This is a genomic window from Bacillus sp. FSL R5-0709 (assembly GCF_038004785.1).
Lineage (GTDB): Bacteria > Bacillota > Bacilli > Bacillales > Bacillaceae_G > Bacillus_A > Bacillus_A mycoides.
Map to the genome: position 1 here is coordinate 1779218 of NZ_JBBORT010000001.1, position 24128 is coordinate 1803345.

The window sequence follows — 24128 nt, forward strand, 5'->3', positions numbered from 1 at the left end:
CACAATACAATTGTTTCATTTTTCTTTATTACGCAGTTATCATAAACTGTAACATAACCAAATTTTTGAAATTTATTGGTTCATCCTTTATAGCTTTTATAATAATATTATCTTGAAACACGAAGGGACTGAACTATGCGCAGATATCAATATCTTGACCCCAAAATAAAAACATAATGGAGGTAAAAATATTGATTACAGAACTACAAACCGAAAGATTAGTTTTAAGAAAAATGAAAGTATCAGACTCAGCTAGCATGTTTACAATTTGGGCGGATCCAGAAGTTACAAAATTTATGAATATCAATAGTTTTACTGATGAAAGCCAAGCGGTAGATATGATTGAAATGCTTGATAAGTTATCTCGGGAAAACAGAGCTATTCGTTATTCAATAATTGAATTAGAATCAAATGAAATTATCGGTTCTTGTGGTTATAATTCATTTGATTTCAAAAACGCCAAAGCAGAAATTGGTTACGATATTAGTAAAGCTTTTTGGGGTAAGGGGTATGCGCCAGAAGCCATTCTCTCTTTAATGGATTATGCGTTTAGTACTTTAGAATTCAATAGAATAGAAGCAAAAGTTGAATCTGAAAACATCAATTCAATAAAAGTCTTACAAAAGTTAAACTTTACATTCGAAGGGACAATGAGAAAGTGTGAAAAATCTAATGAAAAGTTTATTGATCTAAGTATTTATTCAAAATTAATAACAGATTAACTTATATTACTTAGCCTACATTCCTTAAAATGTAGACTATTAAATACCCTCGAAGCATCCTTAATTGCTATTAATTGAAAGTGAGGGCTACGGCTCTCTTTTTTAATTCACAATTTCTAGTACAATTGAAATAATTAAGAAACGTATAGAGTAATCCGTCCGATCTTAACCACTGAAGAAAAATTAACAGAGGAAGAGATCATGAACTTTGCTGTTGAAATGAGGGAAAAGAAATAGAAGGACACAACTATATAATAAGAAAAATCTAGAAGATACGTAATATTTAAAAATGAACCGTCTCATAAAGAACATGTAGTAATTTCTACGTGTTCTTTTTTAATAAAAATGAAAGTAAACTGTTAAATAAAAATTTACTTTCAATGTCATATAAGAAGAACAAAAAATAAGTCGTCTTTTGCTCTTAACAGGGTCTTACCAGCAGCATCCGTTACTTTAGAAACACTCCTATGAGATATAATTATTGATGGTACTTTTTAGGTGATATACTGGAGGTAGATTACTCATCTAATGATGAAGGGAGGTTTACGCGTATGGAAGTAACATTTACAGTAAGTAAATGGGATGAAAAGCCAGTCAATGACACTAGAAAAGATTTCCCTATTAATATTGCCCATGTCGAATATGATATTGACGGTGAATTAAAAGGAAAAGCTTTTGTTGAATATTTATTATATTATTTAGAATCAACTATAGATGATGGTCACTTGGCTACTGCTAAAATTTCTGGATTTTTACATTTCGAAGGAATTTATAAGGGAAAACGAGGGACATTTATAGCTATAGAGCAAGGGATATTTGATAAAGGAAATCTAGATTCCCCTGCAACAATCATCAAAGCTACTGGTGAATTAGAAAGCCTGAAAGGGTCCTATAATTATAAGTTTACAGGTCAAACCAGTAAAATGATTCTAGACTTTGAATTCTAACAAAATATCTTATACTTTAGCAAAAAGGGCATCCACTGTAATACCAGGAATGTCCTTTTTTAAACTAAATTATACCGAAAAACAAGACTCAAAATTTTCAATGGGAGGAAATGATATGAGGATCACGATACAAGAATATGTGGTCAATGAAATAGATTCAGGACCATATGGAATAACCGTAGGAAAAGACGGAGCATTGTGGTTTACGGAACAGAAAGGGAATCGAATTGGTAGAATAAATGCTACTGGTGAAATAAATTCTTTTCCCATTCCGACAGCAAATGCAGGAGCTATGTCAATTATCTCGGACCAGACCGGTGACTTATGGTTTACGGAATATAACTCAAGCAAGATCGGTAAAATGTCGATGAACGGTCTTTTTGAAGAATATGTACTCCCTACAACGAACGCTGCACCTTTTGGTATAACGGAAGGACCAGATGGAGCAATATGGTTTACAGAAATGAATAATGGTAGGATCGGAAGAATAACAAAGTCAGGGGAAATCACCGAGTTTGAATTGCCTAACTCCAAATCATTTCCCTCTTTTATTACTCTGGGATCAGACGGTGCATTATGGTTTACACAGAATCAGAACAATAGGATTGGGAGAATAACCACTAAAGGTGAGGTCAAAGAATATCCAATCCCAACACCCAACTCCGGGCCAGTTGGAATTGCGAGCGGCCCAGATGGAGCAATATGGTTTGTGCAAATCATAGGCAATAAAATTGGTAGAATTACGTTCGAAGGTGAGATCAAAGAATTTGTTATACCGACGCCGAACGCTCGTCCTCATGCCATAATACCTGGGAAGAACAGAGATCTTTGGTTCACAGAATGGGGAGGTAATCAAATCAGCCGTATTACAGTTGAAGGAGTTATTACGGAATATACGATACCTACAAATAATGCAGAGCCACATGGTATCACGTTTTGTCCGGATGGCGATCTTTGGTTCGCTGAAGAGTGTAATCAAATTGGACGTCTAACAATCATTACGTAATAGGGATATCGTCCATCGCTATCAAGCTCAGAAAAGTAAATATCCCATCACCATCAAGTTAAGAATTTGGTTGCTCCCCAAAACGAAAAAATGTGCTTTTTTGTTACAAGTAGCACAAAATTTCGTTCTGGGGGTACTATAAAATTTTAGCTTGATGGCGATGGGGTCTCGCCATCAAAACGTGAATTTCGCACGCTAAGGAATTTCTATATTAAAAAACTTGGCTTTACCGTACGTTAAGGAAGTTCCATAAACGATATTTAATGTTTGTTATTGTTACTACAGAAAGAACAAAAAGAATGAATTAAATATGAATCGATTTATCCCGCTATTTGCGGGCAGTAAGACTCCCACCTCAAAATTCGGCGAATACGAGGGAGTTAGGTGGGAGTCAGACTGCCCGTAAAAGCCCGATTGGTGAGGGCTAATAATCAGTGGGGGATGAACAAAACCCCCACTGATTAAAGTTTCACTTTATCTGATTCAAGATCATTTGTATCGAGTGTATGAAGCTAAAAAATAAAAGTTTCATTGTAAATCCTAAGTGGAGTAGAAGTTTAGGTTGATAAATAAGGGAGTCGAATTTTTTTGCATAAAGCTGTATAATGCTTGTAACGAAAAGGAAATACAGGAAAGGATATGTAATGATTTACTATGGATAAGGATAAACAACAATTAAGCGTTGAAGTTGCAAGATTATATTATCAATCAGATTATAGTCAGCAAGAAATTGCTAATAAATTAAATATTTCAAGACCGACGATTTCTAGATTATTGAAGTATGCGAAAGAAAAAGGATTTGTTCAAATTAGTATAGCTGATCCATTTGCTGACTTAGATAACGTTGGGAATTTACTTAAAGAAAAGTATAACCTGTTAGAAGCGCATGTCGTATTTTCTCCAGTACCAGAATATGCAACGATTACGGAGTATATTAGTAAATATGCAGCTGAGTATATGGAAAAGACAGTGAAAACTGGTGATATCGTTGGTGTAAGCTGGGGGATGACGATGTATGAAATCGCTAGAAAAATCGTACCGCAACATGTGAAAGGTGTAGAGGTTGTCCAGTTAAAAGGTGGCATTAGTCACTCAAGTGTAAATACATATGCGAATGAAACGATCGCGTTATTTGCAGATGCTTTTCAAACGACGCCAAGAAATCTACCTCTTCCAGTTATATTTGATAATGCGGTGACAAAAGAATTAGTGGAGCAAGATAGACATATTCATCACATTATTGAAATGGGGAAACAAGCAAATATTGCAATTTTCACTGTTGGAACAGTGCGTGATGAAGCGTTATTATTCCGATTAGGGTATTTAGATAAGGATGAAACGAACATTTTGAAAGAACAAGCTGTCGGTGACATTTGTTCACGTTTCTTTGATGGAGACGGAAATATTAGTAGCGAAGAAATTAATAAGCGTACAATTGGAATTGAGCTAGAGGAACTTAAATTAAAGAAACGTTCTATTTTAGTTGCAGGTGGTAATAGAAAAATAAAAGCAATTGACGGTGCGTTACGTGGCGGGTATGCAAATGTACTAATTATAGATCAGCATACAGCGAAAGAATTGTTACATTATCAAAAAGGTTAGAAATAAAAGGCTTTCTCAAAATATTAATTTTGAGAAAGCCTTTTATTTTTAGTATGAATAAATCAATGTGTAGTACCTTGTAAAGTATTTGTAAGGAACGCTCTTTGATTGATCTCCTTTTTCAAAAATTAGTGAGTTAGCCATAATATCTCTATCTACAAAACTCCAGCCATCTTGCTCCATCATATCGATAAAAGGTTCCATTTTTCCGCGCTTTACTAAGTAGGGGTATTGATTATCTATCGGTTCTACTTCCACCATTTCTTTATCTTGAATAACCATCTTAGACATAGCTAAAGCAAATGGAACTGGGTTTCCTTCTTGGAAAATAACATCCCTTTTATAAAAAATAAATATGGATAGTGAGGTGCATACTAGCAATGTGAATATAAAGAATTTTGACTTAAACAAGTGGTGCACATCCTTTATTTACAAGCTTATACTACTTTCAATGTATTACTAGAAATTCCCTTCTGAAAAAGAATGAACAAAAGTTCAAAAGTGTATTTACATTTGTTCAACTAAGAGTTAGAATGAAGTTGTTAAAAGATATGAGGAGTGAAGATAATGAACATTGCAAAGTTAATTGACCATACAATTTTAAAACCAAATTCTACAAAAGAAGATGTTATGAAAGTAATCGAAGAGGCAAAGCAATACAAATTTGCTTCAGTTTGTATTAATCCTACATGGGTAAAGCTAGCTGCTGAAGAATTAGCTGGACATGATGTAGACGTTTGTACTGTAATCGGTTTCCCATTAGGAGCAAGCACTACTGAAACAAAAGCATTCGAAACAAAAGATGCTATCGCAAAAGGTGCAACTGAAGTTGATATGGTAATCAACGTAGGTGCTTTAAAAGATGGCGACAATGAGTTCGTTGAAAAAGACATTTATGAAGTAGTACAAGCAGCAAAAGGAAAAGCTCTTGTAAAAGTAATCATTGAAACTTGCCTTCTAACAGATGAAGAAAAAGTTCGTGCTTGTGAATTATCAGTAAAAGCTGGCGCTGATTTCGTAAAAACTTCAACTGGATTCTCAACTGGCGGAGCAACTGCAGAAGATATCGCATTAATGCGTAAAACAGTTGGACCAAACGTTGGCGTGAAAGCATCTGGCGGCGTTCGTACACGTGAAGATGCAGACAAAATGGTAGAGGCTGGAGCTTCTCGCGTTGGAGCAAGTGCTAGTGTTGCAATCGTATTAAATGATGCAAAAGGTGCTACAGATAATTACTAATTAATAAAGTGTGAAAAGCAATAGATACACGTTTAAAGTAAAGTGTATCTATTGCTTTAACAATTGAAAAGAATGTAAGCGGATACGAATGGGAGGAGACGGCTTATGAAATACTTAATCGGTGTTTTAGGCCTCGTATTGATTTTAGGTATCGCTTGGCTTGCTAGTAATGATAGAAAGAAAGTCAAATATCGCCCAATCATAACGATGGTTATATTACAATTCATTTTGGGGTTTTTATTATTAAATACAAGCGTAGGGAATATATTAATTAGCGGAATAGCAGATGGTTTTGGAGAATTATTAAAATATGCCGCTGATGGTGTGAATTTCGTATTTGGTGGATTAGTAAATCAAAAAGAGTTTTCATTCTTTTTAAGTGTATTAATGCCAATCGTATTTATATCAGCTTTAATAGGTATTTTGCAACACATTAAAGTATTACCTATTATTGTGAAATCTATCGGTCTAGTATTAAGTAAAGTAAATGGGATGGGGAAACTCGAATCATATAACGCGGTAGCTTCTGCGATTTTAGGACAATCTGAAGTGTTTATTTCAGTTAAGAAACAACTAGGATTATTGCCAGAGAAAAGAATGTATACATTATGTGCATCTGCAATGTCTACAGTATCTATGTCTATCGTTGGATCATATATGGTGTTATTAAAACCGCAATATGTTGTAACCGCTTTAGTGCTTAACTTATTCGGTGGCTTCATTATTGCTTCTATCATTAACCCGTATGAAGTTACTGAAGAAGAAGATATGTTAGAAGTACAAGAAGAAGAGAAAAAGACATTCTTTGAAGTATTAGGGGAATACATTATAGATGGATTTAAAGTTGCGATTACAGTAGCAGCTATGTTAATTGGTTTCGTTGCCCTTATCGCATTCATTAATGCAGTATTTAAAGGTGTAATCGGTATCTCATTCCAAGAAATTCTTGGTTATGTATTTGCACCATTTGCATTTATTATGGGTGTTCCATGGCATGAAGCAGTTAACGCAGGGAATATTATGGCGACAAAACTTGTATCAAATGAATTTGTTGCGATGACAGATTTAGCACAAGGAAACTTTAATTTCTCAGATAGAACGACAGCGATTATATCTGTATTCTTAGTTTCATTTGCAAACTTCTCTTCAATTGGAATTATTGCTGGGGCAGTTAAGAGCTTAAATGAAAAACAAGGGAATGTAGTCGCAAGATTTGGTTTGAAATTACTTTTCGGTGCAACGTTAGTAAGTTTCTTATCAGCAACAATCGTTGGCTTATTATTTTAACAGATTCATATAATATAAAAAGGAATGGTGATTACAATGAGAATGGTAGATATTATTGCGAAAAAACGTGATGGAAAAGAATTAATGACTGAAGAAATCAAATTCTTTATTAATGGATATACAGATGGAAGTATTCCTGATTATCAAGCGAGTGCACTTGCAATGGCAATTTTCTTTAAAGATATGACGGATCGTGAACGTGCAGATTTAACGATGGCAATGGTTGAGTCTGGAGAAACAATCGACTTATCAGCAATTGAAGGCATTAAAGTAGATAAGCATTCAACTGGCGGTGTTGGTGATACAACAACATTAGTATTAGGACCATTAGTTGCTGCTTTAGATGTACCAGTAGCAAAAATGTCTGGTCGTGGTTTAGGACATACGGGCGGGACAATTGATAAATTAGAAGCGGTAGAAGGATTCCACGTTGAAATTACGAAAGAACAGTTCATTGATATTGTAAACCGTGACAAAGTGGCTGTTATCGGACAAACAGGAAACTTAACACCTGCTGATAAAAAGATTTATGCATTACGTGATGTAACAGGAACAGTAAATTCAATTCCTCTAATTGCAAGTTCAATTATGAGTAAAAAAATTGCAGCTGGTGCTGATGCAATCGTACTTGATGTAAAAACAGGTGCGGGTGCATTTATGAAAACCGAAGAAGATGCAAAAGAATTAGCTCATGCAATGGTACGTATCGGAAATAATGTTGGACGTCAAACGATGGCAGTAATTTCAGATATGTCACAACCTCTTGGTTTTGCTATTGGTAACGCTCTAGAAGTGAAGGAAGCAATTGATACTTTAAAAGGCGAAGGTCCAGAAGATTTAACAGAATTAGTACTTGTATTAGGAAGCCAAATGGTCGTACTTGCGAAAAAAGCAAATACATTAGAAGAAGCTCGTGAAATGCTAATTGAAGTGATGAAAAATGGAAAAGCAACTGAGAAGTTTAAAGAGTTCTTAAGCAACCAAGGCGGAGACAGCTCAATTGTAGATAATCCAGAAAAAATGCCACAGGCGAAGTATGTAATTGATGTACCTGCAAAAACTTCAGGTGTGATTTCAAACATTGTTGCAGATGAAATCGGTATCGCAGCTATGTTATTAGGTGCAGGTCGTGCGACAAAAGAAGATGAAATCGATTTAGCGGTAGGATTAATGTTACGTAAAAAAGTTGGCGATGCAGTAAAAGAAGGCGAGCCGTTCGTAACGATTTATGCAAATCGCGAAAATGTAGAAGATGTAAAAGCAAAAATCTATGAGAACATTTCTATCGCTGAAACAGCAGTGGCTCCTAAATTAGTTCATACAGTTATTACTGACTAATCATAATTACATTTACTTTGAGGAGGAAATAATATGGATAAGAAAAAATATATCGAAGAAGCAAATAAGATGTTATCGAAAGCGTATATTCCGTATTCTAAATTTCCTGTTGGTGCAGCGCTAGTTACAAAAGAAGGTAAAATCTATACTGGTTGTAATATAGAAAACGCTTCTTACGGTTTATGTAACTGTGCAGAAAGAACAGCAATATTTAAAGCAGTATCAGAAGGTGAGCGCGACTTTAGTTACTTAGTCATTACAGGAGAAACTGACGGACCTATTTCACCATGTGGTGCTTGTAGACAAGTTATTGCTGAATTTTGTGATCCGAAAATGCCAGTTTTACTAACAAATGTAAAAGGCGATGAAAAAGAAGTGACTGTAGAGCAGTTACTGCCTGGTGCCTTTTCAATTGAAGATTTAAAATAAGTTAAAAGGCCATTCCACAATTAATAGTTGTGGAATGGCCTTTTTTATTTTCAATAATAGAATGTAATAATCTGTTCATATTCCGTTCATAAACTTTGCGTAAAATGATTGCAGTGAATATGGAAAGTGACGATATAAATTGTCGTTCTACAGCAGGAGGAATATGATGAAGAAATTATATAATGCAGCATTCATTTACTTAATTATTGGTTTATTATCAGGTGTATTTGCAAGAGAGTATACGAAAGCGCAAGGCATTAAAGGATCCACTATGTTGCAATTAGTGCATACACACGTATTAGTGCTCGGCTTTGTATTCTTTTTGGTCGCTTTAGCTCTATTTAAAGTATTTAATGTCCGTGAAACAAAAAGTTTTCGTGCGTGGTTTGTTGTTTATAATGTAGGATTAATTTTTACTATTGCTACAATGGTATTTAGAGGTATTCTACAAGTAAATGGAACTGACTTTAATGGTTTAAGCCATATGGCTGGATTAGGTCATGTCATTATAAGTGTTGGGCTCGTTTGGTTTATGATTTTGCTCAAAAAATCTTTTAAATAGATAGGAGTGGAGAGTATGAGTTTAGCACTTTTATCAAGTATAGTAGCGGTTTGTATGGCCGTTGGAGTTATGTTTCTTCGCTTTAAGTCAGCGAAAAAACCGGTAACGAAAAAGAAAATTATATTACCGCCAATTTTTATGAGCACTGGTGCAATGATGTACTTCTTACCAGAGTTTCGATTAACGTCTTTAGAAATAGTAGAGGCAATTAGCGTAGGACTTATTTTCTCTATATTTCTTATTAAAACATCTAAGTTCGAAATAAGAGGCGAAGACATATATATGAAACCATCAAAAGCGTTCATATTTATTTTAGTTGGTTTATTAGCTGTCCGGGTAGCATTAAAATCATATTTAAGTCAGTCGATTGATTTAACCCAATTAAGTGGAATGTTTTTCTTACTCGCTTTTGCGATGATTGTATCGTGGAGAATTGCGATGTATCGCTCGTTTACTAAATTAGAAAAGACAATAAAAAGAGCTGGAATTTCTATATAGGAATTTCAGCTCTTTTTATGTTTTATAAGATTGTTTTTTTAGCTTTGATTTCATTTGCTTAATTTTAAACGTATTTGAGCATCTTGTAATGCAACTGGTGTAACGTTAAGACCATTTTGATCAACGATTTTTGTGTTTAATAAAATGGAATCTAAGCTCCCGCGAAATGTTTTTGTATAGTTTTGACGCAACATTTGTTGTTCTTGTTTTTCATCAACTGTTAATCCAGATGTTCTTTCTTTTTTTGATAATTCGTTAATACGGAATAAAATGTTTTGCATTTTGTTCACCTCTTATTCTAAATTAAATTAGTTACTTACTAATTTATAGTTATCTTAACTTTTTCATATGAATATGTCAAGAAGGGTAAAAGAAAAGTAGACACCCGTATTACAGTAAGTGGGTGTCTACAAGGAAAATATAAAGTTTAGCTTAATTCATGTAAGTGACTAACAAGTTCTGCTGTTTTAGAAAAGAATGGAGAATGATCAGCTTCCAAAGTAATGATTTTCACACAAGGAGTTTCTGTATTCATTCGGCGCTGAAAATCAATCGGAATTGCTCTATCTAGAGTTGTTTCGATATAAATACGATTTACAGTTCCAAAGTTCTCTTCTGATATTTTCAGCTCTTTTTGGAACGGTCCTAGTGGTTGAGGACGCATTTGATTAAAAGATGCTCCTTTAATAGAACCGTCTTCTGTAGCATTTAAAAATGTTTGTTCAATCAACTCTGGTATAAGTTCTGCGGTTATGTCATTCTCATTTATAGAGAATTGTGGGCCAGCTTCTCCGTCTAACTTACTACCAAGACTTTCTCCATTTTGTGGCAAGAATGCACAAAGATATACTAATTTATCGATTTTATTTGGTATAAGCTCAGCGGTTTGAGTGATCACAATTCCACCCATACTATGTCCAACAAGAATAACTTTTTCATTTTGTTGATTTATAATAGTTGTTACTGCATTAACATAGGAATCTAATGTTATATTTTGTGATGGAGTTGTATCTTTCCCACTTCCAGGTAAGTCTAGTGTAATAACTGTATGTCCGAAAGCCTCTAGTTGAGGTTTTACTAAATCCCATGCCCATTCACCTTGCCATGCTCCATGTACTAAAACGTAAGTACTCATTTAATCAACACTCCTCTAATGTTTATATGTTTATTTTTTCGTAATATTGATGATGTATAATTAGTGTATATGAAGTGGATTGATAAATATAATGAAGCTTATTTATAGATGATATAAATAACTTTTATATAAGGAGAACAGAATGAACGTTTTTGATTTTAAAGTTTTTAAATACGTGGCTCGTTTGAACAGCATTAGTTTAGCAGCTAAGGAGTTACATATGACACAGCCGGCTATAACTCATATCGTAAACAAATTAGAGAAACGATATGCTATAACATTATTTGATCGCTCTAGACAAGGAACTGTTTTAACTGAAAATGGAAAAAAATTTTTAGTTTGTGTAGATCGACTTCTAATGGAGTATGAAAACCTTGAAGAAACAGCTTTACAATTAAAAAATAATAACTTGTATAAGATTGTATTAGCTACATATCCTTCAGTTACTGTATATTGTTTGGCGGAGTGTATCGAACTAGGTAATTTTGATCAAAGTCAGTATGTGCTTGCAGTTCGAGAAGGAAGCTATCAAGAAGTGTTAGATTGGCTGTCTTCTGGAAGTGCAGATTTTTCTATTTCTATAAAAGAAAATTTAATACCAGGATTTCATTATGATGTAATTGGTGAAGATCCGTATGTTATGGTTTCTTCTAAGTCAGTTCCATCAGGTCTTACAATGAAAGAGTTGAAAAATTATCCTTTTATAATGCCGCTCTCTGGTTGTAAAGAAGTACTTGAACCATATTTGATGAAAAATGAAATAGTAGTTAATAAAGTGATGGAATCAGAGACAATTAGTTCGGCGTTAGCACTGGCTTTACAAGTTAAAGGAATAACAATCGTTCCATTATCAGGACTTCATAAACAAATTATTCATGACTTCATCGTGCAACCGATAGAAATTAAAATTCCACGACAACTTATTATGCAATGGTCACCTAAAAAAGAAAATGACGCACTGTTTCTGGCGTTTGTTACGAATTTACTAAGCCAACTACAACAAAAGAAAAAATGAATAAAATGATACAAAAGGTAAGCTCATTTCACTGAAGCTTACCTTTTGTGTGTATTACCAATATAGGACAGTATCATAAAGCCCGATTAATATAAGGAGAACACCGGCTATACGCTGAATGTTTTTTCCTATTTTTCGGCTCTTTTTCAGTAAAGTCCCATTTAATCCAAGGTAGGAGATGATGAACATAAGTACAACGATAGGTAGAGCAGTTCCTATCGAAAAGAATGTCGGAAACAAGTATCCATAATTAGATGAGAAAGATAAAGGGATTAACGTTCCGAAAAATAGAACGAACATAGTCGGACAGAAGGCTAAGGAAAAGAGAATCCAAGTAAAAATGAGCCAACCTCATTTTGTTTTCGTATAAATTTGATCGAGAAGAAACTTCTTCCTTTTATAATACCTGCCAACATTAGCCCCATTAAAATTAATAAAGGTCCAATTATTTTTCGTAACCATGGGAAATACAAAGTTAATATTTGCTGAATCTCTTTTCCTAAGAACCATACTAATAGTCCAAGTGTCGTAAAAGCTATTATTTTTCCTAAAATAAATAACAATATATGTTTCCATACATGTCCCTTTTGTAAAGATTGATTGCCATAAAGTGAAACTTTAATCAGTGGGGGGGTTGTTCATCCCCCACTGATTATTAGTTGAACCAATCCCGCATTAACGGGCAGTTGATATCCCACCTAACTTCTTTGTACTATCCGAATTTTGAGGTGGGAGTTTTACTGCCCGTTAATGCGGGATAAAGTGTAATAGCGCTAATGTTTCCTGTTAATTGGCAAGGAGAAAGGGTACCTACAATGCCTAATAAAAACGCAAATAAAAGAGGAATTGATTTCGTAGCATTCGCGATATCCATTAAAGGAGACATGAGTTGATAACTCCACTCGCTAACTGTTGAAAACACGTTATATTCACCTTTCTAACTAGTTATATTGTAATGTTCCATTTTTAGTAATCTGCTTCCACGTTTTACCGTCATCCATAGAAAGAAAGACATTTGCTTTCATTGTAGCAAAAACTATTTCAGCTGAATTTTGAGGATTTTGTGATATGTACATAATTGTATCTTTAGAATCTAAAGATGGAATCTGTAAGTTTGTTTCTTCATTTGTAGCAATTGATTTCTTCGTAATTAGTTGCTCAGTTTGCTTATTAATAGAGGCATAGATAATGTCTTCATTACTTAATGTAACTGCGGTCGATTCAACTGGTTTAGAAAATAGTTCAAATGTATTTCCATAATCTGTAGACAAATATACACCGTCTTTAGCACTTACCGCGACTACACTAGATTGATCTGGATGTGCTGAAAAGGAATGGATTGTACTTGAAAGACCGTTTAATTTACTATTTTTCCAATCTTGTCCGTTGTTCGTACTGAAATAAAAACCTTGTTGTAATTTAGAATTTGGACGCTCATTGTATAAATAAATTGCTTCCGTATTATATCCGACAGCAAGGTTATGAAAATCAGATTCTCCATAAAACGCTAGCTTTTCGAGGGTATTACCGCCATCAGAACTTTTCATTAACCCTAAAGGATTTTTTAAATTTGCACCTGGTTCAGGATGACCGCTGGCAACGAATCCATTCTTTGTTGCCTGAAATCCCATGTAATCATGTAGCTCAGTCGTAGTTTCAAACCATTTACCATTTTGATAAACTTTTATACCACTGTGAGTTGCGATAGAAACCCCAGGCATATTTCCCGCGTAGCCAATTCCATGAATGTGCTCGATTTTTCCAGATGTAATTTCTTTATAGAAGTTTTGCGGAATCGTAGTTGCTGTTTCTTTATTTTTTGGCTGAGATTGCACCGTTTCTTTTTTAGCTGGTGCTGTTTCAGCATTGCTAGAACATCCTGTAATTATTAATAAAGAAGTAATTGCTAACCCTGTTGCTACATAATGTTTCACTTTTGTAGACTCCTTTCCATATATATGAGATTTTAAGTATATGGAATAAATGTCAAGAAATTGTGGAGTGGTATGCAGAATTTAGAGTGGAAGGGGCCCTAGTAATGAAGATTTTCTTTTCTCTATGAGCACTATTAATTGACGAAAAATTATAACAATAATAGAATGAATTATATTGGATAATTAGTTTCAAAATTATACATAGAACGCTAGGGGGATTATTATGAAATCAACATTTTTTGCTCAAAATAGAGAACGATTAGTAAACACATTACCGGATGAATCTATTACTATTTTATTTGCTGGGCAAGCACCTCATATGTCAGCCGATGCACATTATAAATTTGTGCCGAATCGAAATTTTTACTATTTAACGGGAATCGATGAGCCAAATGTTATTTTCATGTTGAAAAAGTTTGGAAATAGTGTGGAAGAAACTCTTTTCATTGAAAAATCAGATCCAGTAATGGAAAAATGGGACGGTAAAACAGTTTCTAAAGAAGATGCAGAACAAATTTCAGGCATAAAAAAAGTTGTATATATAGAAAGCTTTGAGAAGACAATGGCAAATACACTTTTCACAGAAAATGTGAAGCATCTGTATTTAGATTTAGAGCGTCGTGAGTGGAAGGGTACTGAGACGAAAACGTTAGCGTTTGCTAAATATGTAAGAGAACAGTATCCACACGTTTTAATTGGTAATGTATATCCGCATATTTGTGAATTACGAGTGTTTAAAACGGAAGAAGAAATTGAAATCATTAAAGAAGCGATTGCTGTAACTAAAGAGGGTATTTATAACGTGCTGAAGCATGCAAAAGCAGATGTGATGGAATATGAATTAGAAGCTCATTTTGATTTTACGCTTAAATCATCTGGAATTAAACATCATGCATTCAATACAATTTTGGCGAGTGGTAAAAATGCTACAGTCCTTCATTATGAAGATAATGATGCACAAATTCAAAATGGTGATTTAGTGCTGCTCGATTTAGGTGCTCAAAAAGATTACTACAACGCTGATATTAGTTACACATTCCCAGCTAGTGGAACATTCTCTAGTCGCCAAAAACAAATATATAATATAGTGTTAAAAGCATTGAAAGAAACAACTGAGCTTATTAAGCCAGGATTAAAGTTTACTGCATTAAATGAGCACACAAAAAAGATACTGGCAGAAGAGTGTAAAGCTATTGGTTTAATTCAAGAAGATGAGGAACTATCTAAATATTATTATCACGGCGTGAGTCATTTCCTAGGTTTAGATACTCATGATGTAGGAACATACAAAGATAGAGTATTAGAAGAAGGTATGGTCATTACGATTGAACCAGGTCTATATATTGAAGAAGAATCAATTGGGATTCGTATTGAAGATGATATTCTTATCACAAAAGACGGGTATGAAAACTTGTCAAAAGATATCATTAGAACAGTTGAAGAGATTGAAGAGTTTATGAGAGAAAATAATGTAAATGTAAAAGAAGATGAAGTTGTTACGAAATAATAATTAGAAGAGGCGCTCAATTTTGGGCGTCTTTTTATTTGGACCATTTTAAACCTCCATATTTTCTTGAAAATTGTCTTCTATAATAATCTTGAAAAAGAAAAAGGAGGGATTTTCAATGAAGAGATTTGTATTAACAGCAGTTACAGTCTCCGTAATATCTTTAATTGCTGCATGTTCTGCGACCACAAATACAACAAATGATCATAAAAATATGGACGATAAAAAAACAACACAGACTGAAACGGCTACAAAACCATTGAAAGTTGTAAAAGGGCCAGAAGTTACTTTAGTAGCGAAAGAAGAAAAGCAAAAGCTAAGTAACGGTGTTATTGTTCCAGTCTGGACATTTAATGGCTCATCCCCAGGTCCAGAAATCAGAGTGAAAAAAGGTGAAAAGGTTAAAGTGACATTAAAAAATGAATTATCTGCACCAGTATCTATTCATTGGCATGGGTATCCTGTCCCAAATAACATGGATGGAATTCCAGGTGTGACGCAAGATGCGGTTGAACCTGGAAAGAGTTTCACCTATGAATTTGAAGCGAACGTACCAGGAACATATTGGTATCATTCGCATCAAGATTCTGTGAATCAACTAGATAGAGGTTTATATGGTGCTCTCATTGTAGAAGATACTAATGAAAAATATGATAAAGATTACACATTAATGTTGGATGAATGGGTTACAGATAAAGAAGAAATTAATAAGCAGTTAAAAGAAATGACAAAAGGGCCAACAGGTAATAAATCTAAGGGTAATGAAAATACGAAAAAGAATGATGATATGAAAGGCATGGATCATTCCGGTATGGACAGTGATAAAAAAGACTCTAGTAATATGGCAGGAATGGACCATGGAAATATGAAGATGGAAGGTCATGATATGAGTATGTATGACTTATTCACAATCAATGGTAAAAGCGGAGATTTAGTAGAGCTGTTAAAAGTGAATGAAGGGGATAAAGTTCGTCTTCGACTCGTTAATGCTGGTTATCTATCACATGATATACATGTTCACGGTCATGATATAAAAGTAATTGCGACAGATGGTCAACCAATTAACGATCCAAAAGTTATAAAAGACAAAGTAATTTCAATCGCACCGGGTGAACGTTATGATATTGAATTTACAGCTAACAATCCTGGGAAATGGTACGTTGAAGACCATTCAGAAAGTAAAGGTGCAAAAGGAATGAAAGCTATTATTGAATATGATGGCAGCAAAGAGATGAAAGACAAAGCAGATGAAAAAGAAAAATTACCGAAATTAGATATGACGAAATATGGTGCTAAAAAATTAGGTAGTTTCACGTTAAATCAACAGTATATTGCCACATATAATATGGACTTGAATACGCAAATGAATGGAAATGAAATGGTATATACAATTAACGGAAAGGTATTCCCAGATATTGACCCAATTTCAGTGGGAAAGGGTGACTTAGTAAAAGTAAAATTAGTAAATCGCTCTAAAGCGGACGATCATCCGATGCATTTACACGGTCATTTCTTCCAGGTGTTAAGTAAAGATGGAAAACCGGTAGAAGGTTCTCCAATTGTGAAAGACACTTTGAACTTAAAACCAGGAGAAGAATATGAAGTAGCCTTTGTAGCAGACAATCCGGGTGAATGGATGTTCCACTGTCATGATTTACACCATGCTTCAGCGGGGATGGTAACAGAAGTGAAATATACAGATTATAAATCTGATTATGTTCCAAACCCTAACATTCCTAATAAGCCAGAATAATATGAAGCAGTTATCCTATGGATAGCTGCTTATTCATTTTCGTTGCAAGTGTTAATGCATATGTTGATCGTGCCCGGATGAAGATGGGGGAGTATGATCGGGGAATGTCACGAACACGGCAACGATAATTACCACACTAATTGAAAGTAATAATAAAAAACGCCGTTGGATAAAAGTAGAAAAGGTTTCTGATAAAAGTTGAATTATACATGACATAGTTATTGTTATAGTAAGTAAAAGACTAATGAACAGTATACTGTGAGCTTGTTGAGCGTTTAACATTTCTGTAATCATTGCTCCCATCATACTTGCCATTAATCCAGAAAACATTCCTTCTAAAGCGGTAAATAGGTGAAACCGTAGACCGACTAAAAAACCGATACAACTACTAATCAAAATCGCAAGCAAAATAGAATATAGTAATTCACCTTTAAAAAGAATACCTAAATAAAAACCGATACTTAAACCGATACACATACTAAAAGACATAATAAATACCATATACTCCATTAGGGTACCCTTACGTTTAGATATATATGATGTAATAAGAATCGAGATACAACAAAGTGTTAAGGCAGTTAACGTATAAGCGAACATCATGATACCTCCCTGTCCTATCATTCACTTCATCATATGTTCAAATGGAGAGTACTTATGCTAATATATATCTGCAAATTATCTGCACAATTTAAAAAAGGTAAGTTCAATATAATTTTCAAATAATGATGGTTATCTTAGTGGACGATGCTTCATAAAGAATTGTTGTATTTTTATTTTGAGAGAATATATGTAAGCAAGTAGTAGTGAATGGAAAAGATGTTCGATTTTTGAGCGTCTTTTTTGTCTATAAGCATGAGAAAGAAAGTGTTATATAATGAGTTTCTATTGTGAAGCCATAAAGAATAAGCGTATAATATTATAGGTCTCCCATTTGTGAGGCAAACCGCGAATGATAAATAAGATGGTTGTTTTATCATCGCTTCTAAACAGATAGACAATGAAAGTAACACTGGAATACAGATAGGGAGTTAGAAGATGAAATTAATTATTGCCGAGAAACCAGATCAAGGTTTGGCTCTTGTTTCACAGTTTAAATATCGCCGGAAAGATGGGTATTTAGAAGTAGAAGCAAATGAGTTATTTCCAAATGGAGCGTACTGTACATGGGCAATTGGTCATTTGACGCAGTTATGTAATCCAGAACATTATCACGCTGAGTGGAAAAAATGGTCACTTAATACATTGCCGATGATTCCAGAGCGTTTTCAATTTGAGGTAACAAAGTCAAAGTATAAGCAATTTAACGTTGTGAAACAGCTGTTACATAATCCACAGGTAACAGAAATTATTCACGCGGGCGATGCTGGGCGTGAAGGGGAACTGATTGTAAGAAATATTATTAATCTTTGCAACGTGCAAAAGCCAATGAAGCGTCTTTGGATTTCATCTTTAACGAAGCAAGCTATTTATCAAGGATTTAAAAACTTACTAGATGAAGCAGATACGATTAATACGTATTACGAAGCATATACAAGATCTTGCGCTGACTGGGTCGTTGGTATGAATGCATCGCGTGTCTTTAGTATTTTGCTAAAGAAAAAAGGAATGAATGATGTGTTTTCCGCTGGTCGTGTACAAACACCAACATTAGCACTCATTGTAAAGCGTGAAAAAGAAATAGAGAACTTTAAGTCAGAGCCGTTTTGGGAAGTGTTCGCAACCTTTAATATAGAAGGAAAGAAATATGAGGGGAAATGGGAGAAAGATAATGAGTCCCGCTTAAATGACCCTGATTTGGCAAATAAAATTGCAGCGTTTTGTCAAAACAAACCGGCTGTAGTAAAAGAAATGAAAACGGAGCGTAAAGAGTTTCAGCCGCCGTTTTTATTTAATTTATCAGCACTGCAAGCGACAGCGAATAAAGCCTTTAAATTTTCACCAAAAAAGACACTTGATATAACGCAAGCACTATATCAAAAAGGGATTGTCTCTTACCCTCGTTCGGATTCTAACTATGTTACACAAGGAGAGGCAGCGACGTTCCCTGATATTTTACAGAAGTTAAGTCAGTTTGATGAATATAAAGGTTTATTGCCAGCACCAATTGAATCGATTATGAATAATAAGCGTTATGTGAATGAAAAGAAAGTTACAGATCACTACGCAATTATACCGACAGAGCAAGTTACAAATCCAAGCAAACTATCAGGTGATGAAAAGAAAATTTACGATATGATCGTAAGAAGGCTGATTGCGGCGCATTATGAAGTAGCAATCTTTGACTACACAACGATTACAACTCTTGTAGACGAACGTGCTGCGTTCATTTCGAAAGGAAAACAACAAATTCAAGAAGGATGGCGTAAAGTCATTTTCCAAGACGATAAAGATGACGAAACGATTCTTCCAATTGTAGCTGAAGGTGAACAAGGGAAAGTTGTAAAGGTGAAAGTGAAAGAGGGGAAAACACAGCCACCGAAACGTTATACAGAAGGACAACTTATTACGTTAATGAAAACGGCCGGTAAGTATTTAGAGAATGAAGAGCTTGAGAAAGTATTGAAGAAAACAGAAGGTTTAGGTACGGAAGCGACTCGCGCCGGTATCATTACGATGCTGAAAGACCGTAAATATATAGATGTACAGAAAAACCAAGTGTACGCAACCGATAAAGGGAAAGTATTAATTACAGCAATCGGTGATAAAATACTAGCTTCACCAGAAATGACAGCAAAATGGGAGCAACGCCTTGCGGAAATTGGAGAAGGTACAGCTTCACCAGCGACATTTATGGAGCAAACGAAAAAGCTATCAGCTAAAATTATTGAAGATGCGGTAGAAATGTCGGAGAAATGGGATTTCACCGGATTACATGTTGAATCGATTGAACGAAAAGGATCGAAATTTACAACAGGTAAAAAGGTCGGGAACTGTAAAAAATGCGATGGCGATGTTATTGATAAGTCGACGTTTTACGGTTGTTCTAACTACAATACAACACAATGTGACTTTACCATCTCGAAGAAGATTTTAAGCAAAGCTATTTCGCAAAAAAACATGACGAAACTATTAAAAGGTGAGAAGACCGATTTAATTAAAGGCTTTAAAAAAGGCGAGAAAACGTTTGATGCGAAGTTAGAGTGGAAAGATAATAAGATTAATTTTGTGTTTGAGAATTAAGTGGTTTTAACAAATGAAAAAGCCCTTTCCCGAGTAAAATGTGCTGTATTAGGTTTGAAAATATAGATAGAAAAGAAAAAGCATGACAATTTTATGTCATGCTTTTTTATTTTATAATTACAGAGTTTTGTATACTAGCACTAAAATTTATTTGAAATAATTGTTTGAAAAGGTGTTATTAAATTGGACGTTTATATCATTTTGAGCATTTCTTTTATATAAAGGGGAAATAAGGAATTAGAAAATAAAAACAAGCAATGAAGAGAACAGCTGAAAGTAGCTTACACCGATGTTTATAAAAAGTTATAGAGCATTTCTTTGAATGAGGAATGCTTTTTGTTTTTGCTTGGAATAAAAATATACAACAAAAATACTATCTAAAATAATAAAAATTTATTGCAAAACGATAAAATTTATATTAAAATCAAAATCAGAATAAATAAGTGTGGTGCTTTTTATGGAAAAGGTAACAACGTTATTTTTAAAATTAGAGGAGGTATAAATATGGAGGTTAACAATGTGATAATTGAAAATATGGATAACCCTCATGAGTTGGAGAGAATGTATAGAAAAGACCCGAAAGCTTTTAAAAAGTCATTCTCACAAGCATGGGATGAAAACCCTGATTCTCAGGTTCTTGGTGCTTGGTATGAAAGATTGCATTTCAAGGAGACGGCAAATACAGAAAAACCTTCATTGTTTCAAAAAGGTTTCTTATTCATGGGCATTTTAGCTATTCTGGCAGGGCTAAGCACCAGGGTAATCTTCCATTTTGTCGAGCAGGAAGCAATTGCTCCAATTAACTTGGCTTTTGGTGTAATTCCCTTTATTGCTGCTTATTTTATTTACAATAATACTCCGAAAAAAAGTATTATTTATTTCCTTGCAGCATTGTTCCTAATTGCCGGGGTATATCTTAATATGTTGCCATTAAATTATAAAGACAGCAGTATCCTTGCGTATTTACATCTTCCTATATTCTTATGGGTCTTAGTAGGGCTTGCGTTTACAGGAAATGAATATTCAAAAGGAAGTACGAGATTAGCTTATATTAAATTTAATTTGGAATATTGTATTCTCTACGCCAGCATGGCAGTGAGCGGAATGGTACTAGCAGCATTAACCATGCAGTTATTTAGGTTTGTTGACTTGAATATAGAAGACTTCTATTTTAGTAATGTTATTTTATTTGGTGCTGCCGCTCTCGCTATTGTGGCTGCATACTTGGCATCAATGAATCTTAAACTTGCTAAGAATATTACACCATACATATCTAAAATTTTTAGTCCTCTCGTCTTGATCACATTGTTGATTTATCTTATAACGGTTATATGGGTCGGGAAAAATCCGTTCTTGGACCGCAATTTCCTAATGGCATTCAACGGAATACTCCTTGGTGTATTGGCTGTTACCATATTTTCCATTGTTGAGAGTGAATCAGACGAGAAAAAGAACATTTCAGATTATATCAATTTTGCCTTAATTGTTCTTGCGCTTATTATTGACACTGTAGCTTTGTCAGCCATCGTATTCAGACTTTCTTCTTACGGGATTACACCTAATAGACTTGCTGTCTTAGGAGTAAACATACTGATCTGGGCAAATCTAATTTGGATTATGTTTTCCTATATGCGTTTTCTACAAAACAAATCAGGACCGACAGCTATCCAAGATGCCGTTACGAAGTATTTGCCAATTTACGGACTTTGGGCAGCTTTCGTTATATTTACTTTCCCTATAATTTTTAATTAGAAAGACTTTGTTAACGTAACGACAAGCTAATTTTCTATAACGTATAAAATCCTTAGAGCCGATAAGTATCGTTACTTCTATACTTTCTCGACAATAAAAAAACGTCCCAAAGTAGGACGTTTTTTTATGTGTATTGCTGTTTTTTCTTAATAAGTAATAACACTTGTGACACACACGCTAGTACTGGTAGTTCTATTAACGGTCCAATCACTAATGCAAGCGCGATAAGAGGCTCGTCTGGAAAAGCAGTCACAGCAATTGCGAGTGCAACAGGCGAGTTTCTCGCTAATGTTGTTAAGCTTAGGCTTACAGTGTCTTCATAGGATAAATGCATCATACGTCCTACAAACTGTCCTAGTATAAAGTTAATTATGAAGAACAGTAATACTGGTATAAGTAACAATAAAACAACATTCATATTTTGTAATAAGTACTTACCTTGTGAGGCAAACATCGCTACTATTGCTAAACTTAAAAATACAATTTGAGCAGAGCTGAAAAACGGAATGAGTTTATTCTCAAGTGTTTCAACTTTTTTCATTTTATGCATAATGAATTTTGTAGCGTGCGCAAGTAAAAATGGTAAGACGATTACGATAACAATACTTTCTACTAAAACAGAAACCGCTACAGTTTTCATGACACCAGCAAATAAAAATAAATAAATTGGAAGAAGTAGTACTTGCAAAATTAAATTTACAGGCAAAATTGCAGTAGAAAGTGCTACATTTCCTTTCGCTATTTCAGTAAAGATTAAGTACCAATCTGTACACGGAGTAACCATTAACATAATAAAGCCGACCCAAAGTGCTGGGTGATCTGAAAGAAATAACGCGCCTAATCCCCAAGCAAGAAAAGGTGTCCATATAAAGTTAATACCTAGGCTTGTTCCAGCGAATTTTAAGTTACGGAAGCCATTTTTTATATCATCTAATGGGATGCTGAGGAATAATCCGTAAAGCATTAAAAATAAGAAGGGGACAATAAATTTTTCTGAATGCATATGTATCATATTAAATTGTCCTAATATAACCCCGAATATAACAGCTGCAAGAATGATAAAGGTTTGAATCTTTTCTAAAGTACTCATTAATAAATCCTCTCTATAGATGAATTTCTCTCTCTAGTTGTATTATACAAGGGATTTCACTTATGTGTTTTCGAATTTATCATTTCGAATGAGGAAATATATTTCTTTGTTATTTTTAATTCGAGATATTTTTCTTTTTGAGAAGTTACTTGACTAAAGTAAGTGGATGTATTACAATCACTTACATAAGGTAATTAAATAACAAAAAGTTTTAATTTACTTAGGTTAAGGTATCAATTGGAACTTTTTATTAGAATAAGAATTTTTATGATGATGAATAATGAATATGATAAGAAAGTTTAGGTGAAGAAAATGGGATTATTTAGCTCATTGTTTGGTAAAAAAGAAGAAAATACAAAAGTAGAGGGGAATAAAACAATGTCAAAAGTATTATTTGTAAAAGCAAACGATCGTCCAGCGGAGCAAGCAATTAGTTCAAAAATGTATGAAACATTTGTAAGTGCTTATAAGGAAGCAAATCCGAATACAGAAATTACGGAGTTAGATTTATTTGCATTAGATCTTCCGTATTACGGAAATATCGCTATTTCAGGTGGATATAAACGTAGTCAAGGAATGGAGATAACAGCTGAAGAAGAGAAGGCAGTTGCTACAGTAGATAAATATTTAAATCAATTTTTAGAGGCTGAAAAGGTTGTATTTGCGTTCCCATTATGGAACTTTACAGTACCAGCACCATTAATTACGTATATTTCATATCTTTCTCAAGCTGGAAAAACGTTTAAATATACAGCGAACGGTCCAGAAGGTTTAGCTGGTGATAAGAAAGTAGTTGTTTTAGGCGCTCGTGGTTCAGATTACTCTTCTGAACAAATGGCTCCTATGGAAATGGCTGTTAATTACGTTACAAACGTACTTGGGTTCTGGGGAATTACCAATCCAGAGACAGTTGTAATTGAAGGACACAATCAATATCCAGATCGCTCACAGCAAATTGTTGAAGAAGGTTTAGAGAACGTTAAGAAAGTAGCGGCGAAATTTTAAATAATGATAGTAAATGTAAAAACCAACATGGATGACCATGTTGGTTTTTTAGTCTATTCCCTATGTTAAAAAATGTATATTTATAAAATAAAAGAAAAGTTTGAAAATAGTATTGCAAAATATTATA

25 protein-coding genes are annotated in these 24128 nt (G+C 34.2%); 16 read left to right on the top strand and 9 right to left on the bottom strand.

Annotated elements, in window-relative coordinates:
* Window positions 1-191: 191 nt before the first annotated feature.
* The 4 genes from MKX37_RS09155 to MKX37_RS09170 all read left to right on the top strand — a co-directional run bounded on the left by MKX37_RS09155 (window position 192) and on the right by MKX37_RS09170 (window position 4277).
* Entirely contained in the window at window positions 192-722 is a 531-nt protein-coding gene (locus MKX37_RS09155; protein WP_002126830.1) for a GNAT family N-acetyltransferase, read from the top strand.
* Window positions 723-1273: 551 nt separating this feature from the next.
* Entirely contained in the window at window positions 1274-1669 is a 396-nt protein-coding gene (locus MKX37_RS09160) for a DUF3224 domain-containing protein (RefSeq protein ID WP_002141295.1), read from the top strand.
* 115 nt (window positions 1670-1784) lie between these two features.
* Window positions 1785-2675 (top strand): Vgb family protein, encoded by an 891-nt coding sequence (locus MKX37_RS09165; RefSeq protein ID WP_001223216.1) that lies wholly within the window; start codon window positions 1785-1787, stop codon window positions 2673-2675.
* Between the two features lie 654 nt (window positions 2676-3329).
* The gene (locus MKX37_RS09170) at window positions 3330-4277 is read left to right on the top strand and encodes a sugar-binding transcriptional regulator (RefSeq protein WP_000356572.1); all 948 of its coding nucleotides are present in this window, start codon (window positions 3330-3332) and stop codon (window positions 4275-4277) included.
* Between the two features lie 48 nt (window positions 4278-4325).
* Here the strand turns inward: MKX37_RS09170 and MKX37_RS09175 are convergent, their stop codons facing one another.
* Window positions 4326-4688: a hypothetical protein gene (locus MKX37_RS09175; RefSeq protein WP_002086260.1), complete on the bottom strand. Its 363-nt coding sequence runs from the start codon at window positions 4686-4688 to the stop codon at window positions 4326-4328.
* Window positions 4689-4844: 156 nt separating this feature from the next.
* Here MKX37_RS09175 and deoC point away from each other — a divergent pair, with 156 nt between their 5' ends.
* The 6 genes from deoC to MKX37_RS09205 all read left to right on the top strand — a co-directional run bounded on the left by deoC (window position 4845) and on the right by MKX37_RS09205 (window position 9630).
* Window positions 4845-5516 (top strand): deoxyribose-phosphate aldolase, encoded by a 672-nt coding sequence (deoC, locus tag MKX37_RS09180; protein WP_002012110.1) that lies wholly within the window; start codon window positions 4845-4847, stop codon window positions 5514-5516.
* Between the two features lie 105 nt (window positions 5517-5621).
* Window positions 5622-6803 (top strand): NupC/NupG family nucleoside CNT transporter, encoded by a 1182-nt coding sequence (locus tag MKX37_RS09185; RefSeq protein WP_002035026.1) that lies wholly within the window; start codon window positions 5622-5624, stop codon window positions 6801-6803.
* 36 nt (window positions 6804-6839) lie between these two features.
* The gene (locus MKX37_RS09190) at window positions 6840-8141 is read left to right on the top strand and encodes a pyrimidine-nucleoside phosphorylase (RefSeq protein ID WP_002126836.1); all 1302 of its coding nucleotides are present in this window, start codon (window positions 6840-6842) and stop codon (window positions 8139-8141) included.
* A 33-nt stretch (window positions 8142-8174) separates the two neighbouring features.
* Window positions 8175-8570 (top strand): cytidine deaminase, encoded by a 396-nt coding sequence (locus MKX37_RS09195; protein WP_000358532.1) that lies wholly within the window; start codon window positions 8175-8177, stop codon window positions 8568-8570.
* 166 nt (window positions 8571-8736) lie between these two features.
* Window positions 8737-9132 (top strand): DUF2871 domain-containing protein, encoded by a 396-nt coding sequence (locus MKX37_RS09200; protein WP_000737878.1) that lies wholly within the window; start codon window positions 8737-8739, stop codon window positions 9130-9132.
* A gap of 15 nt (window positions 9133-9147) precedes the next feature.
* Complete coding sequence (locus MKX37_RS09205) at window positions 9148-9630, top strand: CcdC family protein (RefSeq protein WP_002012104.1); 483 nt, start codon at window positions 9148-9150, stop codon at window positions 9628-9630.
* A 50-nt stretch (window positions 9631-9680) separates the two neighbouring features.
* On the opposite strand, the gene MKX37_RS09210 is transcribed toward MKX37_RS09205, so the two are convergent.
* Window positions 9681-9911 (bottom strand): DUF896 domain-containing protein, encoded by a 231-nt coding sequence (locus MKX37_RS09210; RefSeq protein ID WP_002168639.1) that lies wholly within the window; start codon window positions 9909-9911, stop codon window positions 9681-9683.
* A 146-nt stretch (window positions 9912-10057) separates the two neighbouring features.
* Window positions 10058-10765: an alpha/beta fold hydrolase gene (locus MKX37_RS09215; RefSeq protein WP_002126841.1), complete on the bottom strand. Its 708-nt coding sequence runs from the start codon at window positions 10763-10765 to the stop codon at window positions 10058-10060.
* Window positions 10766-10907: 142 nt separating this feature from the next.
* Between MKX37_RS09215 and MKX37_RS09220 the strand changes: the two genes are divergently transcribed.
* Window positions 10908-11780, top strand: a complete 873-nt coding sequence (locus MKX37_RS09220) for a LysR family transcriptional regulator (protein ID WP_078204144.1) — start codon at window positions 10908-10910, stop codon at window positions 11778-11780.
* Window positions 11781-11834: 54 nt separating this feature from the next.
* On the opposite strand, the gene MKX37_RS09225 is transcribed toward MKX37_RS09220, so the two are convergent.
* The 4 genes from MKX37_RS09225 to MKX37_RS09240 form a co-directional block, all read right to left on the bottom strand.
* Window positions 11835-12080, bottom strand: coding sequence for an urease accessory protein UreH domain-containing protein (locus MKX37_RS09225; protein WP_003188550.1), 246 nt, complete (start codon window positions 12078-12080; stop codon window positions 11835-11837).
* A 14-nt stretch (window positions 12081-12094) separates the two neighbouring features.
* Window positions 12095-12343 (bottom strand): urease accessory protein UreH domain-containing protein, encoded by a 249-nt coding sequence (locus MKX37_RS09230; protein ID WP_002126842.1) that lies wholly within the window; start codon window positions 12341-12343, stop codon window positions 12095-12097.
* A gap of 149 nt (window positions 12344-12492) precedes the next feature.
* Window positions 12493-12702 (bottom strand): hypothetical protein, encoded by a 210-nt coding sequence (locus tag MKX37_RS09235; RefSeq protein WP_063225832.1) that lies wholly within the window; start codon window positions 12700-12702, stop codon window positions 12493-12495.
* A 19-nt stretch (window positions 12703-12721) separates the two neighbouring features.
* A complete protein-coding gene (locus MKX37_RS09240; protein WP_002126844.1) occupies window positions 12722-13714 on the bottom strand; it encodes a F510_1955 family glycosylhydrolase in 993 nt (330 codons plus the stop codon).
* A 223-nt stretch (window positions 13715-13937) separates the two neighbouring features.
* Between MKX37_RS09240 and MKX37_RS09245 the strand changes: the two genes are divergently transcribed.
* Together MKX37_RS09245 and MKX37_RS09250 are read left to right on the top strand one after the other, a co-directional pair.
* The gene (locus tag MKX37_RS09245) at window positions 13938-15221 is read left to right on the top strand and encodes an aminopeptidase P family protein (RefSeq protein WP_063225831.1); all 1284 of its coding nucleotides are present in this window, start codon (window positions 13938-13940) and stop codon (window positions 15219-15221) included.
* A 118-nt stretch (window positions 15222-15339) separates the two neighbouring features.
* Window positions 15340-16974 (top strand): multicopper oxidase family protein, encoded by a 1635-nt coding sequence (locus tag MKX37_RS09250; RefSeq protein WP_063225830.1) that lies wholly within the window; start codon window positions 15340-15342, stop codon window positions 16972-16974.
* A 51-nt stretch (window positions 16975-17025) separates the two neighbouring features.
* On the opposite strand, the gene MKX37_RS09255 is transcribed toward MKX37_RS09250, so the two are convergent.
* Window positions 17026-17571, bottom strand: a complete 546-nt coding sequence (locus MKX37_RS09255) for a hypothetical protein (RefSeq protein WP_078421899.1) — start codon at window positions 17569-17571, stop codon at window positions 17026-17028.
* Window positions 17572-18009: 438 nt separating this feature from the next.
* Here MKX37_RS09255 and topB point away from each other — a divergent pair, with 438 nt between their 5' ends.
* Window positions 18010-20154, top strand: a complete 2145-nt coding sequence (gene topB / locus MKX37_RS09260) for a DNA topoisomerase III (RefSeq protein ID WP_002012275.1) — start codon at window positions 18010-18012, stop codon at window positions 20152-20154.
* 504 nt (window positions 20155-20658) lie between these two features.
* Entirely contained in the window at window positions 20659-21906 is a 1248-nt protein-coding gene (locus MKX37_RS09265) for a DUF4153 domain-containing protein (protein WP_002126853.1), read from the top strand.
* A 124-nt stretch (window positions 21907-22030) separates the two neighbouring features.
* Here MKX37_RS09265 and MKX37_RS09270 read toward each other — a convergent pair whose 3' ends face one another.
* Window positions 22031-22996 carry an arsenic resistance protein gene (locus MKX37_RS09270; RefSeq protein WP_078421898.1) on the bottom strand — a complete coding sequence of 322 codons (966 nt, stop codon included), beginning with the start codon at window positions 22994-22996 and terminating at the stop codon, window positions 22031-22033.
* Between the two features lie 312 nt (window positions 22997-23308).
* Between MKX37_RS09270 and MKX37_RS09275 the strand changes: the two genes are divergently transcribed.
* Window positions 23309-24001: an FMN-dependent NADH-azoreductase gene (locus tag MKX37_RS09275; RefSeq protein WP_016126776.1), complete on the top strand. Its 693-nt coding sequence runs from the start codon at window positions 23309-23311 to the stop codon at window positions 23999-24001.
* Window positions 24002-24128 lie beyond the last annotated feature (127 nt).

Excerpts from the sequence above, each read along its gene's own strand:
- MKX37_RS09245 (WP_063225831.1), top strand. The coding sequence starts at position 13,938 with ATGAAATCAACATTTTTTGCTCAAAATAGAGAACGATTAGTAAACACA.
- MKX37_RS09225 (WP_003188550.1), bottom strand. The coding sequence starts at position 12,080 with ATGTTCGTTCTATTTTTCGGAACGTTAATCCCTTTATCTTTCTCATCT.
- MKX37_RS09265 (WP_002126853.1), top strand. The coding sequence starts at position 20,659 with ATGGAGGTTAACAATGTGATAATTGAAAATATGGATAACCCTCATGAG.
- MKX37_RS09210 (WP_002168639.1), bottom strand. The coding sequence starts at position 9,911 with ATGCAAAACATTTTATTCCGTATTAACGAATTATCAAAAAAAGAAAGA.
- MKX37_RS09160 (WP_002141295.1), top strand. The coding sequence starts at position 1,274 with ATGGAAGTAACATTTACAGTAAGTAAATGGGATGAAAAGCCAGTCAAT.
- topB (WP_002012275.1), top strand. The coding sequence starts at position 18,010 with ATGAAATTAATTATTGCCGAGAAACCAGATCAAGGTTTGGCTCTTGTT.
- MKX37_RS09275 (WP_016126776.1), top strand. The coding sequence starts at position 23,309 with ATGGGATTATTTAGCTCATTGTTTGGTAAAAAAGAAGAAAATACAAAA.
- MKX37_RS09190 (WP_002126836.1), top strand. The coding sequence starts at position 6,840 with ATGAGAATGGTAGATATTATTGCGAAAAAACGTGATGGAAAAGAATTA.
- MKX37_RS09165 (WP_001223216.1), top strand. The coding sequence starts at position 1,785 with ATGAGGATCACGATACAAGAATATGTGGTCAATGAAATAGATTCAGGA.
- MKX37_RS09200 (WP_000737878.1), top strand. The coding sequence starts at position 8,737 with ATGAAGAAATTATATAATGCAGCATTCATTTACTTAATTATTGGTTTA.
- MKX37_RS09185 (WP_002035026.1), top strand. The coding sequence starts at position 5,622 with ATGAAATACTTAATCGGTGTTTTAGGCCTCGTATTGATTTTAGGTATC.
- MKX37_RS09215 (WP_002126841.1), bottom strand. The coding sequence starts at position 10,765 with ATGAGTACTTACGTTTTAGTACATGGAGCATGGCAAGGTGAATGGGCA.
- MKX37_RS09220 (WP_078204144.1), top strand. The coding sequence starts at position 10,908 with ATGAACGTTTTTGATTTTAAAGTTTTTAAATACGTGGCTCGTTTGAAC.
- MKX37_RS09255 (WP_078421899.1), bottom strand. The coding sequence starts at position 17,571 with ATGTTCGCTTATACGTTAACTGCCTTAACACTTTGTTGTATCTCGATT.
- MKX37_RS09250 (WP_063225830.1), top strand. The coding sequence starts at position 15,340 with ATGAAGAGATTTGTATTAACAGCAGTTACAGTCTCCGTAATATCTTTA.
- MKX37_RS09170 (WP_000356572.1), top strand. The coding sequence starts at position 3,330 with ATGGATAAGGATAAACAACAATTAAGCGTTGAAGTTGCAAGATTATAT.
- deoC (WP_002012110.1), top strand. The coding sequence starts at position 4,845 with ATGAACATTGCAAAGTTAATTGACCATACAATTTTAAAACCAAATTCT.
- MKX37_RS09195 (WP_000358532.1), top strand. The coding sequence starts at position 8,175 with ATGGATAAGAAAAAATATATCGAAGAAGCAAATAAGATGTTATCGAAA.
- MKX37_RS09205 (WP_002012104.1), top strand. The coding sequence starts at position 9,148 with ATGAGTTTAGCACTTTTATCAAGTATAGTAGCGGTTTGTATGGCCGTT.
- MKX37_RS09270 (WP_078421898.1), bottom strand. The coding sequence starts at position 22,996 with ATGAGTACTTTAGAAAAGATTCAAACCTTTATCATTCTTGCAGCTGTT.